14 protein-coding genes are annotated in these 14,694 nt (G+C 73.6%); 7 read left to right on the plus strand and 7 right to left on the minus strand.

The window, feature by feature from the left end:
• Positions 1-28 precede the first annotated feature (28 nt).
• The 4 genes from BIV03_RS11040 to BIV03_RS11055 all read right to left on the minus strand — a co-directional run bounded on the left by BIV03_RS11040 (position 29) and on the right by BIV03_RS11055 (position 4,048).
• On the minus strand, positions 29-1,105 hold the full coding sequence (locus BIV03_RS11040; RefSeq protein WP_070418023.1) for an ABC transporter permease: 1,077 nt from the start codon (positions 1,103-1,105) through the stop codon (positions 29-31).
• The gene (locus BIV03_RS11045) at positions 1,102-1,983 is read right to left on the minus strand and encodes an ABC transporter ATP-binding protein (protein WP_071295731.1); all 882 of its coding nucleotides are present in this window, start codon (positions 1,981-1,983) and stop codon (positions 1,102-1,104) included. The genes BIV03_RS11040 and BIV03_RS11045 overlap by 4 nt, the downstream gene beginning before the upstream one ends.
• 137 nt (positions 1,984-2,120) lie before the next feature.
• Positions 2,121-2,801, minus strand: coding sequence for a response regulator transcription factor (locus BIV03_RS11050; RefSeq protein WP_071295732.1), 681 nt, complete (start codon positions 2,799-2,801; stop codon positions 2,121-2,123).
• The gene (locus tag BIV03_RS11055) at positions 2,783-4,048 is read right to left on the minus strand and encodes a sensor histidine kinase (protein ID WP_071295733.1); all 1,266 of its coding nucleotides are present in this window, start codon (positions 4,046-4,048) and stop codon (positions 2,783-2,785) included. The genes BIV03_RS11050 and BIV03_RS11055 overlap by 19 nt, the downstream gene beginning before the upstream one ends.
• A gap of 63 nt (positions 4,049-4,111) precedes the next feature.
• Here BIV03_RS11055 and BIV03_RS11060 point away from each other — a divergent pair, with 63 nt between their 5' ends.
• Entirely contained in the window at positions 4,112-4,450 is a 339-nt protein-coding gene (locus tag BIV03_RS11060) for a YciI family protein (RefSeq protein ID WP_070418027.1), read from the plus strand.
• Here the strand turns inward: BIV03_RS11060 and BIV03_RS11065 are convergent.
• Complete coding sequence (locus tag BIV03_RS11065; protein WP_175475805.1) at positions 4,356-5,567, minus strand: MFS transporter; 1,212 nt, start codon at positions 5,565-5,567, stop codon at positions 4,356-4,358. The genes BIV03_RS11060 and BIV03_RS11065 overlap by 95 nt on opposite strands.
• Before the next feature lie 53 nt (positions 5,568-5,620).
• Here BIV03_RS11065 and BIV03_RS11070 point away from each other — a divergent pair, with 53 nt between their 5' ends.
• Together BIV03_RS11070 and BIV03_RS11075 are read left to right on the plus strand one after the other, a co-directional pair.
• Positions 5,621-6,211, plus strand: coding sequence for a TetR/AcrR family transcriptional regulator (locus BIV03_RS11070; RefSeq protein WP_071295735.1), 591 nt, complete (start codon positions 5,621-5,623; stop codon positions 6,209-6,211).
• 117 nt (positions 6,212-6,328) lie between these two features.
• Positions 6,329-7,222, plus strand: coding sequence for an alpha/beta hydrolase family protein (locus BIV03_RS11075; RefSeq protein ID WP_071295736.1), 894 nt, complete (start codon positions 6,329-6,331; stop codon positions 7,220-7,222).
• A 212-nt stretch (positions 7,223-7,434) separates the two neighbouring features.
• Here the strand turns inward: BIV03_RS11075 and BIV03_RS11080 are convergent, their stop codons facing one another.
• On the minus strand, positions 7,435-7,917 hold the full coding sequence (locus BIV03_RS11080) for a RimK/LysX family protein (protein ID WP_070418031.1): 483 nt from the start codon (positions 7,915-7,917) through the stop codon (positions 7,435-7,437).
• A gap of 64 nt (positions 7,918-7,981) precedes the next feature.
• Here BIV03_RS11080 and rimK point away from each other — a divergent pair, with 64 nt between their 5' ends.
• The 4 genes from rimK (at position 7,982) to BIV03_RS11100 (ending at position 14,032) form a co-directional block, all read left to right on the plus strand.
• Positions 7,982-9,175: a 30S ribosomal protein S6--L-glutamate ligase gene (rimK, locus tag BIV03_RS11085; protein WP_070418032.1), complete on the plus strand. Its 1,194-nt coding sequence runs from the start codon at positions 7,982-7,984 to the stop codon at positions 9,173-9,175.
• A gap of 89 nt (positions 9,176-9,264) precedes the next feature.
• On the plus strand, positions 9,265-10,338 hold the full coding sequence (locus BIV03_RS11090; protein ID WP_070419407.1) for a 3-oxoacyl-ACP synthase III: 1,074 nt from the start codon (positions 9,265-9,267) through the stop codon (positions 10,336-10,338).
• Positions 10,335-13,049 (plus strand): alpha/beta fold hydrolase, encoded by a 2,715-nt coding sequence (locus BIV03_RS11095; protein ID WP_071295737.1) that lies wholly within the window; start codon positions 10,335-10,337, stop codon positions 13,047-13,049. Before BIV03_RS11090 ends, BIV03_RS11095 begins: the two co-directional genes overlap by 4 nt.
• Positions 13,046-14,032 carry an NAD(P)-dependent oxidoreductase gene (locus BIV03_RS11100; protein WP_071295756.1) on the plus strand — a complete coding sequence of 329 codons (987 nt, stop codon included), beginning with the start codon at positions 13,046-13,048 and terminating at the stop codon, positions 14,030-14,032. The genes BIV03_RS11095 and BIV03_RS11100 overlap by 4 nt, the downstream gene beginning before the upstream one ends.
• Here BIV03_RS11100 and BIV03_RS20115 read toward each other — a convergent pair.
• Positions 14,008-14,655, minus strand: a complete 648-nt coding sequence (locus BIV03_RS20115; RefSeq protein WP_254790861.1) for a gamma-glutamylcyclotransferase family protein — start codon at positions 14,653-14,655, stop codon at positions 14,008-14,010. The two genes, BIV03_RS11100 and BIV03_RS20115, sit on opposite strands and share 25 nt — an antisense overlap.
• Positions 14,656-14,694: the final 39 nt, after the last annotated feature.

A 14,694-nucleotide genomic window follows, 5' to 3' on the forward strand; every position in this document is an offset into this window, starting at 1 on the left:
ACCGCGCCTCCCGTCCGGTCCTGCGGCGTCAGCCGCGCAGTGCCTCCGTCAGCTTCACCCGGCTGCCGGTGCGCAGCAGCGCGTTCTCGTAGATCCGGGCGCCGACGACCACGACGAGCACGACCGAGACCGCCACGATGACGAGGGACAGGATCGGCTCCCACCACTCGGCGGTCCCGAGGAAGATCCGCATCGGCATCCCGATCGGCGCGCTGAACGGCACGTAGGACATCACGCCGAGGATCGTCGGGTTGTTGTACGCGACGATGATGAGGATGTACGGGATCATCACGAGCATCATCACGGGGGTGGTGACGCTGCCGACGTCCTCCTGACGGGAGACGAGCACCGCGGCCGCCGCGAACAGCGAGGCGATGAGCACGAAGCCGATCGCGAAGAACCCGACGAACCAGAGCATGCTCGGGCCGAGCACCGTGAACATGTTGTCCTGCCCGGTGACCGCGAGCGTCACCGCCGCCGCGATCGCCACCGCGACGATCTGCGCGAACGCCATCACGCTGTTGCCGAGGACCTTGCCGGCCAGGAGTGCCCGGGCCGGGATCGCCGCCATCAGGATCTCGACGACGCGGGTGGACTTCTCCTCGACGACGCTCTGCGCGATCGACTGACCGAAGGTCACGGCGGACGCGAAGTACACGACGCCGAAGGCCAGCGCCACGATGTAGATCAGGCCCCCGGGGATCGCGTTCGGGTCGAGCAGCTCGATGCGGGGGGAGACGCTCAGCGCCTGGACGACGTCGGTCGGGGCGTCGTCGAGCCCCACGACCTTGTAGCCGAGCGGGTCGTCGGACGGCAGGACCGCAGCGTCGACGTCACCGTTCTCGACGAGTCGTTCGGCGGCGGCAGCGGTCGGCGCCTCGGTGACGTCGAGCCCCTTGCTCGTCGGCAGGCTGACCCCGTCGACGACCGCGACCGGGGTGGTGTCGCCCGCCGTGGCCTTGCCGACGATGCCGCCGACGACGATCGATGCGACGACCATGAGGATGAGGATGCAGGCGGACACGACGAACGCCTTGCTGCGGACGCGGGCCTGGATCTCGCGCGCGGCGACGAGCCGGACGGACTGGACGAACGAGCCGTTCATCGGACGACCTCCCGGAAGACCTCGCTGAGCCGGGGGACACGCGGCGAGAACGACCCGACGGTGCCGTGCTGGACGGCCCGCTGCAGGACGCGCTGCGCGGTGGCGTCGTCGGCCTCGAACACGGCGTAGCCGCCGTCGAACTCGCGGACGGTGACGCCCGGTTCGTCGCGGAGCCAGGCGACGTCCCCGTCGACGAGGAGCTCCCACGCGGCCGGGCCGGCCTGCTTCCGCAGTTCGTCCTGCGGGCCGGCGGCGCGGATCGTGCCCCCGGCGATCACCACGACGTCGTCGCAGAGCCGCTCGACGACGTCCAGCTGGTGGCTCGAGAACAGCACGGGCACGCCGCCCGCCGCTGCCTCGCGCAGGACGGCGAGCACGACGTCGACCGCCATCGGGTCGAGGCCGGAGAACGGCTCGTCGAGCACGAGGACCTCGGGGTCGTGGGCGAGCGCGGCGGCGACCTGCACGCGCTGCTGGTTGCCGAGGGACAGCTTCTCGACGGCGTCGGTGGCGTGCGGCGCCAGGCCGAGCCGGTCGAGCAGGTCGGTGGTGCGGCTCGCCGCGGTGCGCTTGTCGACGCCGTGCAGCCGGGCGAAGTACGTGATCTGCTCGGCGACCGGCATCTTCGGGTAGAGCCCGCGCTCCTCCGGCATGTAGCCGAAGCGGCGACGGTCGGCCGGGCCGATCGTGGTGCCGGCGATGGACACGGTGCCGGCGTCGGCCTGGAGCACGCCGAGCAGGATCCGCATCGTGGTGGTCTTGCCGGCGCCGTTGCCGCCGACGAACCCGGTCAGGCGTCCGTCGCCGACCGTGAACGTCACGTCGTCGAGCACGCGGCGGTCGCCGTACTGCTTGGTCACCCCGTCGATGGTGAGCATGTCGTTCCCCTCTCGCGGCGGTTCGCTCCGCCTGCGTCGACGCTATTGCGCGGGGTGCGACGGGCGCCTCCGGCTGGCGACGGGGATCGGGGCACTGCGGGCTCCGCCGCGTGGGGGAGCGCGGGTCGGACGGGGGTCTAGGCGGGGGTTCCGGCCACGCCGTGCTCGAAGGCCCAGACGACCGCCTGGATGCGGTCGCGCAGTCCGAGCTTCTGGAGGACGTTCGACACGTGGGTCTTCACGGTCGCCTCACCGACCCACAGCTCCGTCGCGATCTCGGCGTTGCTCAGCCCGCGGGCGAGCAGCCGGAGGACCTCGGTCTCACGCTCGGTCAGCCCTGCCGTGACGACCGCCTCGTCGCCGTCCGGTGCCGCGGGCGCCCCGGACCCGGCGGTCGCGCGGCTGATCACCCGGCGGGTCACGTCCGGGGCGAGCAGCGCGTCGCCGGCCGCCACGGTGCGGACGGCATCGATCAGCCGCTCGGGGGAGGCGTTCTTCAGCAGGAACCCGCTCGCCCCGGCCTCGAGCGCCTGGAAGAGGGCGTCGTCGTGGTCGAAGGTCGTCAGGACGAGCACGGCCGGTGGCTCCGGGAGCGCGGCGATCCGACGCGCCGCCTCGAGCCCGTCGACGTTCGGCATCTGGACGTCGAGGCACACCACGTCCGGTCGGAGCGTCCGCACGGCCTCGACCGCCTCGGCGCCGTCAGCGGCCTCGCCGACGACCCGGAACCCCGGCTCGGACTCGAGGATGACGCGGAAGCCGGCCCGGACGAGGTCCTGGTCGTCCGCGAGCACGATGGTCAGGTCGTCGGCAGCCATGCCCGCACCAGCCAGCCTCCCCGGGCGCGCGGCCCGATCTCGATCCGTCCGCCCACCGCGGCGACGCGTTCGCGCATCCCCACGTGGCCGAGTCCGCTGCCCGCAGTGTTCCGCGGTGCTCGGTCGCCGTGTCCGTCGTCGGTGACCTCGACCTCGACGCCGTCGTCGAGGTACCGCACCCGGACGTCCGCCCGGGCCGTCGGGCCGGCGTGCTTGAGGACGTTCGTCACGGCCTCTTGCGCGATCCGGTAGGCGACCGCCGAGACCGTGGGCGGGACGTCGCGGACGCTGCCGACCACGACGTACTCGGTCGGGTGCCCCGCCGTCCGGGCCGAGTCGGCGAGCTCGCCGATCCGGCCGAGCCCCTCGGTGCTCGGAGCCGCGCGGACGTCGTCGCCGCCGTCCTCGTCGGCACGCAGGGTGCCGAGCATCCGGCGGAGCTCCTCGACGGCGGTCCGGGCGCTCTGCTCGACCACGCCGAGCGATGCCGTCGCCTGCTCGGGGTCGTGGCCGATCACGCGTCGAGCCGCGCCGGCCTGCACCCCCATGAGCGACACGTGGTGCGCCACGACGTCGTGGAGTTCGCGGGCGATGCGCACGCGCTCGATCGTCACCGCCTGGGCAGCGCTCCGCTCGCGTTCGGCGGCGAGCTCGGCGGTGCGGAGGTCGAGCTCGTGCTTCGCCACCGCCGACGCCCAGGCCCGGTTGCCGGCGTACCAGGCAGCGCCGAAGTAGATGACGTTGATCACGATGTTGAGCAGCGAGAGCGCGATGTACGGCGGGATGAGGCCGCCGTCGTCGTTCGGCAGCGCGTTCGGCACCGCCCAGCCGAAGGCGATCGCGACGAACAACCAGGCGAACATGCCGCCGATGACCACCCAGCGCACGACCTCGGCGCGCACACGGTCCGAGCACCACGCACCGACCGTGTACAGGGCGATGAACAGCGTGAAGTTCACGAGGAAGACCTCGGGCACGTGCAGGATCTGCGTCGCCGCGAAGGCCAGCGCCGAGACGACCGCCATCGTCATCGGCCAGCGGCGGCGGAACGCGACCGGTGCGGCGTTCGCCACGACGAGCAGTGCCGAGACCCACCACGCTGCCTGGTCGTCGCCGTAGGTCCCGGCCGACCCGTAGAGCATCGTCGTGATCGCCAGTCCGGCGCCGAGGACGAGTGCGAGGAGGGCGTCCTGGCGGAACTCGCGGCGCCCCACCGGCAGCCGTGACCACTCCGCGGTCGTCCCCATGGTCACCACGGTAGCGGGTGCGGTGGTCGGAGTAGCCTGCCGCCAACCGAACAGGGAGGCACCATGCAGTTCCTCGTCAACGTCATCGACGACGGGCAGGCCGAGGCCGCCGGTCGGACCGAGTCCGCAACACGGACCGAGGCGGACGCGGTCGACGCGCTCAACGAGCGGCTCGGCGACGCCGTCGTCTTCGCAGCCGGGGTGTCCGCGCCGTCGGACGCCGTGGTGGTCGACGCCCGTCGCGCCGAGCCGACCACGACCCCGGGGCTCGTCGGGGACCCGGCCGAGTTCGTCGCCGGATTCTGGGTCATGGACCTGCCGGACGCCGAGACCGCGCTGCGGGTCGCGCAGGAGGCGTCAGTGGCGTGCAACCGGAAGATCGAGCTGCGCCCGCTGCTCTGACCCGCGCACCGAGCACGGCACAGGCGGCCGTCACGAGCGCCCCGGCCCCGAACGTGCCGAGCGACCCCAGCGGTTCGACGACCGCTCCGGCCGCCGCGGCACCGCCGGCCTGGCCGAGGACGAGCGCCACGAAGAGCACCGAGGTGCCGGCCGAGGACCGCTCCGGATCGATCTCGGTGGTCCACGCGATCAGGGCCCCGGTCGCCGCCGTGTACCCCCAGCCGAACACGGCGCACGCGACGAGCGCCACGGGCGTCCACTGCGGCACCGTGCCGAGCGCCAGCACACCGAGGGCGACGGCGGCGGTGGTGAGCGTCCACTGCGTCCGGGCACGGAGCCGACTCGTCCACCGGGCGGTCGCCACGACGGCGGCACCGCCCGCGCCGAGCGCGATCCACGCGGACACCGAGACGGCGACCGGTGCGCCGGCGTCGACGAGCACCGAGCGGCCGTAGGTCCACACGACCGCCGACCCTGCGCCGAAGAGCAGGGCGAGCACGAGGACCGCACGGTGCGCCGTCCACCACGCCCGGTCCGGGGCCGGTGCTCGCTTCGTGGGGGTCTGCCCGGCCGTCGCCGTCCGGCGGGGCGACCACGAGGACACGAGCAGGACCGACCCGACGACCAGCGCCGCGATCCCGGACCACGTCCACGCGGTCCGCCAGTCGGGCAGGAGCACGAGCGCGAGCACGCCTGCGGCGACGAGGCCGGGGCCCGTCCCGGCGTTCACCGCGGCCTGCGCCCGGCCCTGTGCCGGCTGCGGCACGAGGGTCGTCACGAGACTGACGAGTGCGGGCGAGGCCAGTCCCGCGCCCGCCGAACCGACGACCGACGCGATCGCGAACGCCGTGGGGTCGCCGGCCGCGGCCATGCCGAGTGCACCACCGCCCGCGACGGTGGCGGCGACCGCCACGAGGACCCGGGGCACGCGGCCGGCACAGCGGTACCCGACCACGGCGCCGACGCAGTACATCGCCGAGGCTCCGGAGGAGACCCACCCCGCAGCGTCGGCGCGCAGCCCGAGGTCCCGCTGGACGTCGGGCAGGAACAGCCCGTACGCCAGCCGGACCAGGCCGTACGTCGCGGCGATCAGGCCGAGGCCGCTCCCGAGGGACACCGACTGTCGTAACGAAAACGATCGTTTCACTTTTGAGAGCCTAGGGTGCTCTCATGGCGATGCGTCCAGGAACCGAGCAGAAGCTGCTCGACGCCGCCGAGGAGCTCTTCTTCACCCGGGGCATCGCCGCGACGCCGATCGACGCCGTCCTCGAGCGCGCGGGGATCTCGAGCGCCACGCTCTACCGCGGGTACGCCAGCAAGGAGTCGCTCGTCGCCGCGGCACTGGCCCGTCGACACGACGACTGGCTCGCCACGTGGGACCGGGCCGTCGACGCCGCCGAGGACGACCGTGGCCGGCTGCTGGCGGTGTTCGACGCCCTCGACGCGTACCGCTCCACGCCGTCGGGGTCGCGGTGGTGCGCGTTCCTCGGCACGGCGGCCGAGTACGTCGACGCCCCGTCCGACGTCCGCGCGGTCCTCGACCGCGAGACGGACACCCTGCGGCGACGCCTGACCGAGTCGGCAGAGCCCCTGGTCGGCGCACACGCCGGGGCACTCGCCGAGCAGCTGCTGCTCCTCGTCTCGGGGTACCTCGCGATGCGCCTCCGCGAACCCGGCCTCGGGACCGCTACCGCGCGTGCCGTCGCCGACGCGCTCCTCGGAGCGGCGGAGCGACCGGTTCCTGCGGGACTTCACACCTGACGTGCGCGTGTACCCGAGGTCCTCCGGTACCCGACTCGGTAGCTTGCCCGGTGTGCAGCGGATCCCCTCGACCCTCGTGATGGCGCGTGTGACCGCGGACGGCATCGTCCCCCTCGCATGAGCAGCTCGCGCGCGGCCCGGATCACCCGCCGCTCCCTCCTCGCCGGCGGCGCCGCGGTGGTCGTGGCCGGTGCCGCTGCCGAGGCCGTGAACCTCCGGCTGCTCCCCGGCCGCTCGACGATGTACCGCGTGCTCGGCCTCGACGGACCGGCGGGCACCGTCCCCGACGTCACGCCGGTGCCGACGGTGTCCGGGTCGTTCACGTCCCGCGCTCGGAAGGGCCTCGAGGTCGGCTGGACGATCGCCGCGCCGCAGTCCGACGGCCCCCTGCCCGTCGCGGTCGCCCTGCACGGCTACGGCGACGACCACGCGGACTTCTTCGGCTCCCACCTCGGCTACGACCGGTTCCTCGCCGCGTACGTCGCCGCGGGCGGAGCGCCGTTCGCGATCGCCGCGGTCGACGGCGGCAACCGCTACTGGCACCGCCGCGCGGACGGGGACGACCCCGCTGCGATGGTCGTCGACGAGTTCCTGCCGCTGCTCGCCCGCCGCGGGTTCGACACCGCGCGGCTCGCGTTCACCGGCTACTCGATGGGCGGCTACGGCGCGCTCCACCTCGCCGGCGTGCTCGGCTCCGCGCGGGTACGTGCGGTGTCCGCGATCAGCCCCGCGCTGTGGCGGTCAGCGGGGGAGACGGCACGTGGCGCCTTCGACGACCCCGCGGACTTCGCCGCGAACACGGTGCTCGGACGACAGTCCTCCGTCGACGGCGTCGCGGTCCGCGTCGACTGCGGCACCGGTGACGGGTTCGAGCCCGCCGTGCGCACGTACGTCGACGGCTTCGCGACCGCACCGGCCGGCGGGTTCGAGGCGGGCGGGCACACCACCGCCTACTGGCGGCGGCTCGCGCCGCAGCAGCTGCGCTTCCTGGGTCGGCACCTGCAGGCCTGACCCGCGCCGACGGCGGCCTGGAGGCGCGGGTCGGCCCCGCACCGTCCCTCCCGTCCGTCGGCTGGTCGAGCCGACTGACGTTCCCGGTCTCGTCGGTGACCGTTCCGGTTCACGATCCCCGGGATCCGCGAACCGGAACGGTCACGGCGTGGACGACTTCAGCGGATCCCGCGCAGGCCGCGCACCGCGTCGGCGGCGAGCTCGGCGAGCCGTCAGGCGCGACCGCGGTTGCGGCGGCGGATCTCCTTCGGCGCCCGGCCGGCCATGAACGAGCGAGCCGGGTCGACGAGGAACCCCTGGCGCAGTGCCTCGCGGCCGACGAGCATCCGGAAGCCCATCTGGTCGCGGTTGCTCAGCGTGACCTCGGCCTCGAAGACACGCCCGGCGAGGGACATCTCGGTGAGGACCACGATGCGCTCCTGGGTGTGCCCGGTGGAGCTCCGGACGATGCGCCGGTCGTGCACATCGCACTCGATGGTGACGGCGTCGGCGTCGGTGTCCTGCCAGGGGTGCACCGAGAAGCGGACCCGGTCGCCGGGGAGTTCCTCGAGGTCGAACGCGTGCAGCGCCGAGCTGCGCGCACCGGTGTCGAGCTTCACCTTGATCCACGGGATGCCGAGGCTCGGCAGGGCCGCCCACTCCCGCCAGCCGGCGACCACGAGACCGCCGTTCGGGGACTTCGGTACTCGGGCCATGTGCCCATCCTGTCGCATGCTTGGATGGAGCGTCGCCGTCGATACCAACCCCGGAGCCTCCCCGATGAAACTCGCCATCCTGTCGCGTGCGCCGCACGCGTACTCGACGGAGCGCCTCCGGGCCGCCGCGATCGACCGCGGGCACGAGGTGAAGGTGCTCAACACGCTCCGGTTCGCGATCGACCTGACCGGCGACGACCCCGACCTGCAGTACCGCGGCAAACTCCTGTCCGACTACGACGCCGTGCTGCCGCGCATCGGGAACTCGATCACCTACTACGGCACCGCGGTGGTCCGGCAGTTCGAGCAGATGGACGTCTACACGCCGAACACCGCCAACGGGATCACGAACTCGCGCGACAAGCTGCGGGCGAACCAGATCCTCTCGCGGCACGACATCGGCATGCCCGCGACGACGTTCGTGAACGGCCGCGCCGACGTCCGCGGGGCGATCGAGCGCGTCGGCGGAGCGCCCGTCGTCATCAAGCTGCTCGAGGGCACGCAGGGCATCGGCGTCATCCTCGCTCCCGAGGCGAAGGTCGCCGAGTCGATCGTCGAGACCCTGCACTCCACGAAGCAGAACGTGCTCATCCAGAGCTTCATCTCGGAGAGCCGCGGCAAGGACATCCGCGCGCTCGTCGTCGGTGACCGGGTGGTCGCGGCGATGCGTCGGAGCGCCTCCGGAGACGAGTTCCGGTCGAACGTGCACCGCGGCGGGACGGTCGAGAAGGTCACGCTGACGCCCGAGTACGAAGAGGCCGCCGTCCGCTCGGCGCAGATCATGGGCCTGCGGGTCGCCGGCGTCGACATGCTCGAGGGCAACGACGGGCCGCTCGTGATGGAGGTCAACTCCTCCCCGGGGCTCGAGGGCATCGAGCGCGCCACCGGCCTCGACATCGCCGGCGCGATCATCGACTTCATCGCGAACCAGGTGGCCTTCCCCGAGATCGACGTCCGGCAGCGGCTCTCCGTCTCGACCGGCTACGGCGTCGCCGAGCTGCTCGTGCACACGAACGCCGACCTCGTCGGGAAGACCATCAAGGAGTCCGGTCTCTGGGACCGCGACATCACCGTCCTGACGCTGCACCGCGGCTCGGGCGTGATCCCGAACCCGCGCAGCGGCGTGGCCCTCGAGCCCGGCGACCGCCTGCTCTGCTTCGGCAAGCTCGAGGAGATGCGCTCGATGATCCCCGAGCGCCGGAAGCGCCGCGCGAAGGTGCGCAAGCTGCCCAAGGAGCCGCGTCAGCCCGAGGCGTGAGGCACATCCGGAGTGCACTGTCCCCCGCCTGTCAGCGCATCCGGATCGCGTACCCAGGCCAGATGCGGAAGTATGTGTCGGTGACGATCATGACGGAACGGCCGGTCGACCAGGCGACGAGCACCGAAACGGAGCGGCCCGGCAACGCCACGGCCAAGCACGACAACGTCGCGCTGCTCTCGGTCGCGACGACCGTGGCGGAACGCGTGACCACCTCGGCCGACATCGAGGAGAAGCTCCGCGGGGTGCTGCGACGCCTGCGCCTGCCGATGGGACTCCTCGAGCGCGTGGCCGGGGTCAAGGAACGCCGGAACTGGGGCGAGGGCCAGTCCTTCCAGGACGCCGCCATCGACGCCGGACGCCGCGCCATGGCCGAGGCGGGCATCCGCCCCGAGGACGTCGGCCTGCTCATCAACACGTCGGTGACGCGCCCGCACCTCGAGCCGTCGGTGGCCGTGCGCCTGCACCACGGGCTCGGCCTGCCGTCGTCCGCGATCAACTTCGACATCGCGAACGCCTGCCTCGGGTTCGTCAACGCGATGAGCGTCGCCGCGGGCATGATCGACTCCGGTCAGATCAAGTACGCACTCGTGGTGGACGGCGAGGACGCCGACCAGGTGCAGCTCAACACCATCGAGCGCCTGAACCAGGGCGGCCGCAACCGCAAGGACTTCATGAGCGAGTTCGCCAGCCTGACGCTCGGGTCCGGCGCCGCCGCGGCCGTGCTCGGCCCGGCGGACATGCACCCGGGCGGCCACCGGATCGTCGGCGGCGTCACCCGCGCGGCGACCCAGTGGTACGACCTCTGCGTCGGCAGCGTCGACGGCATGTTCACCGACGCGAAGATGCTCCTCAAGGGCGGCATGGAACTCGTCGTCGCCGCCTGGAACGAAGCACGCTCCCACTTCGACTGGGCTGACATGGACCGCTACGTGCTCCACCAGGTCTCCGACGTGCACACGAACGCCTTCGTCGAGGCCATCGGCGTCCCGCGCGACAAGGTCCCGACGACGTACGAGCGCTTCGGCAACGTCGGTCCGGCGTCGATCCCGATCACCCTCGCGGACGAGGTCGCCCGCGGTGCCATCCGCCCCGGCGACCGGGTGTTCCTCGGCGGTGTCGGCTCCGGCATCAACACGGCGATGATGGAACTGCGCTGGTGAGGTCCGGCCTCCCGCGCGTCGCCGCTGCCACGGCTCCGGCGACGCCCCCGCCGCCCCTGCCCGGACTCGACCCCGCCTGGTCGCGCATCGTCACGGTCCCCGCCGCTGCGGATCCAGGAGGCACGGCTCGCCCCGAGCGCTCGTGGCACCTCCTCGACACGGCCGGCTCCCTGGCCGCGCTCGGCGTGGAACCCGTCGGCACCCTGCTGTGCGTGCACGGCAACCCGACCTGGTCGTACCTGTGGCGGTCGGTGCTCCGCACCTCGCTCGACGTCGCCGCCGCCGGTGGTCCGGCGTGGCGGGTCGTCGCGGTCGACCAGCTCGACATGGGCTTCTCGGAGCGCACCGGCGTGCAGCACGGGCTCGCGGACCGCGTGCGGGACCTCGGCGCGCTGACCGACGAACTCGAGCTGTCCGGCCCGGTGGTCACCCTCGGGCACGACTGGGGCGGTGTCGTCTCCCTCGGCTGGGCGGTCGACCACCCGGACCTCGTGGCGGCCGTCACGACGTGCAACACCGCGGTGCACCAGCCCGACGACGCCCCGATCCCCGCACCGCTGCGGCTCGCGCTCCGTCCGGAGCTCCTCGGCCGTGCCACGGTGCTGACGCCGGCGTTCCTCGAGACGACGCTCGCGATCGCCCACCCGCGGCTCGACCGTGCCACCGCCGATGCGTACCGCGCGCCCTACCGCGGGGCGGCCCGTCGCGGGGGCGTCGGCGGGTTCGTGGCCGACATCCCCGTCGACGCGACGCACCCGAGCGCACCCGAGCTCGACCGGATCGCCGCCGGCGTCGCCGCGCTCGAGGTCCCCGCCCTCGTGATGTGGGGGCCGCGCGACCCGGTGTTCCTGGAGCGCTACCTCGACGACCTCGCGGAGCGGCTGCCGCACGCGGACGTCCACCGATTCGAGGGCGCCGGGCACCTGCTGCCGGACGACGCCGACGTCGCCGGGACGGTCGTCGAGTGGCTGGGTGACCACCTGCCGGACGGTCGCGTGCCCGTGGGGGCCGAGCCGTCCCTCCAGGCCCCCAGCGACGACGACGCCGACGTGCGCCGCCCGCTCTGGGCCGCACTCGACGAGCTGCGCGACAGCGACGAGGCCGCGCTCGTCGAGACGGCCGCCGCCGGCGGTCCCCGGACCGTCTCGTGGCGGTTGCTCGCCCGCCGGGTCGACGAGATCGCGGCCGGACTGGTCGACCTCGGCGTCCGCGCCGGTGACCGGGTCTCGCTCCTCGTCACCCCCGGCGCGGACCTGACCGCCGTCCTGTACGCCAGCGTGCGCATCGGGGCGGTCGTCGTCGTGGCCGATGCCGGGCTCGGCCTGCGCGGCCTGACCCGTGCGGTGCGCGGTGCCCGTCCCGACTGGATCATCGGCGCGCTGCCCGGCCTCGGGGCCGCACGGGCGCTCGGCTGGCCCGGTCGGCGCATCGCGACGGTGTCGTTGCCGGGCCCTGCGCGTCGGGCGCTCCGGGTCGAGCACACGCTCGTCGAGGTCGCACGACGCGGAGCGCAGCGCCTCGCACGGGGCACCGCGCTGCCCGGAGCGCCGTCGTCCGACGCGCCGGCCGCGGTCCTCTTCACGTCCGGGTCGACCGGGCCGGCCAAGGGCGTCGTGTACACGCACGGGCAGCTCGGCGCGGTCCGCGACACCCTCGCGGCGCAGTACGACATCGGCGTCGGCACCGGCCTCGTCGCTGGGTTCGCCCCGTTCGCGCTCCTCGGTCCCGCGCTCGGCGCCCGGTCGGTCGCACCTGACATGGACGTCACCGCGCCCCGGACCCTGACCGCTCGGGCGGTCGCCGACTCGGTCACCGCAGCGGACGCCACCGTCGTGTTCCTGTCACCCGCGGCCGTCGCGAACGTCGTGGCCACCGCCGGTGCGCTCACCGCAGCGGACCGTGCGGCGCTCGGTCGCGTGCGGCTGTTCCTGTCGGCCGGTGCTCCGGTGTCGGCGGCGCTGCTGACCGCGGCCACCGAGCTCATGCCGAACGCGAGCGCCCACACACCCTACGGGATGACCGAGGGGCTGCTGATGACCGACGTCGACCTCGACGGCGTGCGCGCCGCAGCCGCCGACACCCCGGACGAGGACGGCATCTGCGTGGGCCGACCCGCCACCGGCGTCCGCGTGCGGATCGCCCCGCTCGACGACTCCGGCGAGCCGACCGGTGCGCTCACCGAGGAACCGGGCGTCACGGGCGAGATCGTCGTCGCGGCGCCGCACGTCCGCGAGCGGTACGACCGGCTCTGGCGCCAGAACCGGGTGTCGCGGCTCGGTGTGGCGGACCCGCGCGGGCACCGCACGGGCGACGTCGGCCACCTCGACGATGCCGGTCGGCTCTGGGTCGAGGGACGCCTGCAGCACGTGCTCACCACGGCGGACGGGGTCGTCACGCCCGTCGGTCCCGAGCAGCGGATCGAGCGCGTCCCCGGTGTCGGCCGCGCCGGGCTCGCCGGCATCGGGCCCCGCGGCACGCAGCAGGCCGTCGCCGTCGTGGAGACGACCGGTGGGCGCCGCACCCGTCGGCCGACGCTCGCCGACCCTGCCCTCGCCCGGGCCGTCCGGGCTGCCGCGGGGATCCCCGTCGCCGCGGTGCTGACGGTGCCCGAGCTCCCGACCGACATCCGGCACAACTCGAAGGTCGACCGTGCACGGCTGTCCCGGTGGGCGGCCTCGGTGCTGTCCGGTGGACGGATGGTCCGGCCGTGAGGGTCCTCGTCACCGGTGCGAGCGGGTTCCTCGGGCAGGCGACCGCCGCGGCCGTGCGTGGTGCGGGGCACGAGGTCCGGACGTTCCAGCGACGGCCCTCCGGGGTCGAGGGCGTGTCGGACGTGCTCGGCAGCATGACCGACCCCGCAGCCGTGGCCCGGGCCGTCGACGGCATCGAGGCGGTCGTCCACCTCGCCGCCAAGGTCTCGCTCGCCGGCGACCCCGACGACTTCGTCCGCGTGAACATCGACGGCACCCGGACGCTCCTCGACGCTGCACGTGGCGCCGGGGTCGAGCGGTTCGTGTTCGTCTCTTCGCCCTCGGTCGCGCACACCGGGTCGTCCCTCGTCGGCGCGGACGCCGGACCCGCCGAGCCCGCGCGGGCCCGCGGCGACTACGCCCGGACGAAGGCCGCGGCCGAGCTGCTCGCACTCGCCGCGGACGCCCCCGGGTTCGCCGTCGTCGCCGTCCGCCCACACCTCGTGTGGGGCCCCGGTGACACGCAGCTCGTCGGCCGGATCGTCGACCGTGCCCGCACGGGGCGCCTGCCGCTGCTCGACTCCGGCGCCGCGCTCATCGACACGCTCTACGTCGACAACGCCGCGTCCGCGATGGTCGCCGCGCTCGACCACGCCGCCGACGACGGGGTGCACGGCACCGCGTACGTCGTGACGAACGGGGAGCCCCGGCCCGTCGGGGACCTGCTCGCCGGGATCTGCACCGCGTCCGGGGTCCCGGCGCCGCGGGTGCACGTGCCGGCCGGGGTGGCTCGGTTCGCAGGGTCGCTCGTCGAGGCGGTCTGGCGGGTGCGTCCGGGCGAGGACGAGCCGCCGATGACCCGGTTCCTCGCCGAGCAGCTGTCGACGGCGCACTGGTTCGACCAGCGGCGCACCCGTCGTGACCTGCAGTGGACGCCCGCGGTGTCGATCGACGAGGGGCTCGGCCGGCTCGCTGCCGCTCAGGCCTCGTCGGCGGCCACGTAGACCCAGGCCGTTGCGCCCGACCCGAGGGTCACCTCGACGCGTTGGTGGTCGGCGACCTCGTAGTCGTCGACGGCCCGCATCTGCCACTCGTGGCCGAGCGTGAGGGTCGCACCCTCGACGCGGTCCTCCGGGGTGCCCCGGCGCAGGATCGGGTGCCGGTCCGAGCCGCTCGTCCGGATCACGCGGGGGTCGGTGATCGTCACCCAGTCGAGCCGCCAGCCGGGGAGCGAGTCCTCCGTGGTCGGCACCGGCCCGCCGAACAGGGTCTCCTGCACCTCGGGCTGTCGGAGGGTGCCGTACGAGAAGACGAGGTTCACGCCGACGTTCGGCGCCGGGCGAGGTGGACGTCGGGGAACGATCGACGGCGCGGACGTCCACACGATCGCCCCCGCGAGTCCGGTCAGGCCGAGGTGGAGCAGTCCGACGACGCCGAGCACGCTGCCCCAGATGATGCCCGAGTCGTCGCCGGTGCAGCGGTACTCCGGCCAGGTCTCGTCCGCGCCGAGACATCCGTACCGGTTCGCGAGCCCGACGACCAGGCCGACGAGACCGACGACGAAGCAGAGCAGCGCGAACGCGCCGAGACCGATGACCCACCGCTGGGCAGGGGAGAGACGACGCACGGAGCGACCGTAGCGGACTGGAGGCGCGGTGCACGTGAC

It is taken from the genome of Curtobacterium sp. MCBA15_016 (assembly GCF_001865105.1).
GTDB lineage: Bacteria > Actinomycetota > Actinomycetes > Actinomycetales > Microbacteriaceae > Curtobacterium.

Excerpts from the sequence above, each read along its gene's own strand:
- BIV03_RS11040 (WP_070418023.1), bottom strand. The coding sequence starts at position 1,105 with ATGAACGGCTCGTTCGTCCAGTCCGTCCGGCTCGTCGCCGCGCGCGAG.
- BIV03_RS11045 (WP_071295731.1), bottom strand. The coding sequence starts at position 1,983 with ATGCTCACCATCGACGGGGTGACCAAGCAGTACGGCGACCGCCGCGTG.
- BIV03_RS11050 (WP_071295732.1), bottom strand. The coding sequence starts at position 2,801 with ATGGCTGCCGACGACCTGACCATCGTGCTCGCGGACGACCAGGACCTC.
- BIV03_RS11055 (WP_071295733.1), bottom strand. The coding sequence starts at position 4,048 with ATGGGGACGACCGCGGAGTGGTCACGGCTGCCGGTGGGGCGCCGCGAG.
- BIV03_RS11060 (WP_070418027.1), top strand. The coding sequence starts at position 4,112 with ATGCAGTTCCTCGTCAACGTCATCGACGACGGGCAGGCCGAGGCCGCC.
- BIV03_RS11070 (WP_071295735.1), top strand. The coding sequence starts at position 5,621 with ATGGCGATGCGTCCAGGAACCGAGCAGAAGCTGCTCGACGCCGCCGAG.
- BIV03_RS11075 (WP_071295736.1), top strand. The coding sequence starts at position 6,329 with ATGAGCAGCTCGCGCGCGGCCCGGATCACCCGCCGCTCCCTCCTCGCC.
- BIV03_RS11080 (WP_070418031.1), bottom strand. The coding sequence starts at position 7,917 with ATGGCCCGAGTACCGAAGTCCCCGAACGGCGGTCTCGTGGTCGCCGGC.
- rimK (WP_070418032.1), top strand. The coding sequence starts at position 7,982 with ATGAAACTCGCCATCCTGTCGCGTGCGCCGCACGCGTACTCGACGGAG.
- BIV03_RS11090 (WP_070419407.1), top strand. The coding sequence starts at position 9,265 with ATGACGGAACGGCCGGTCGACCAGGCGACGAGCACCGAAACGGAGCGG.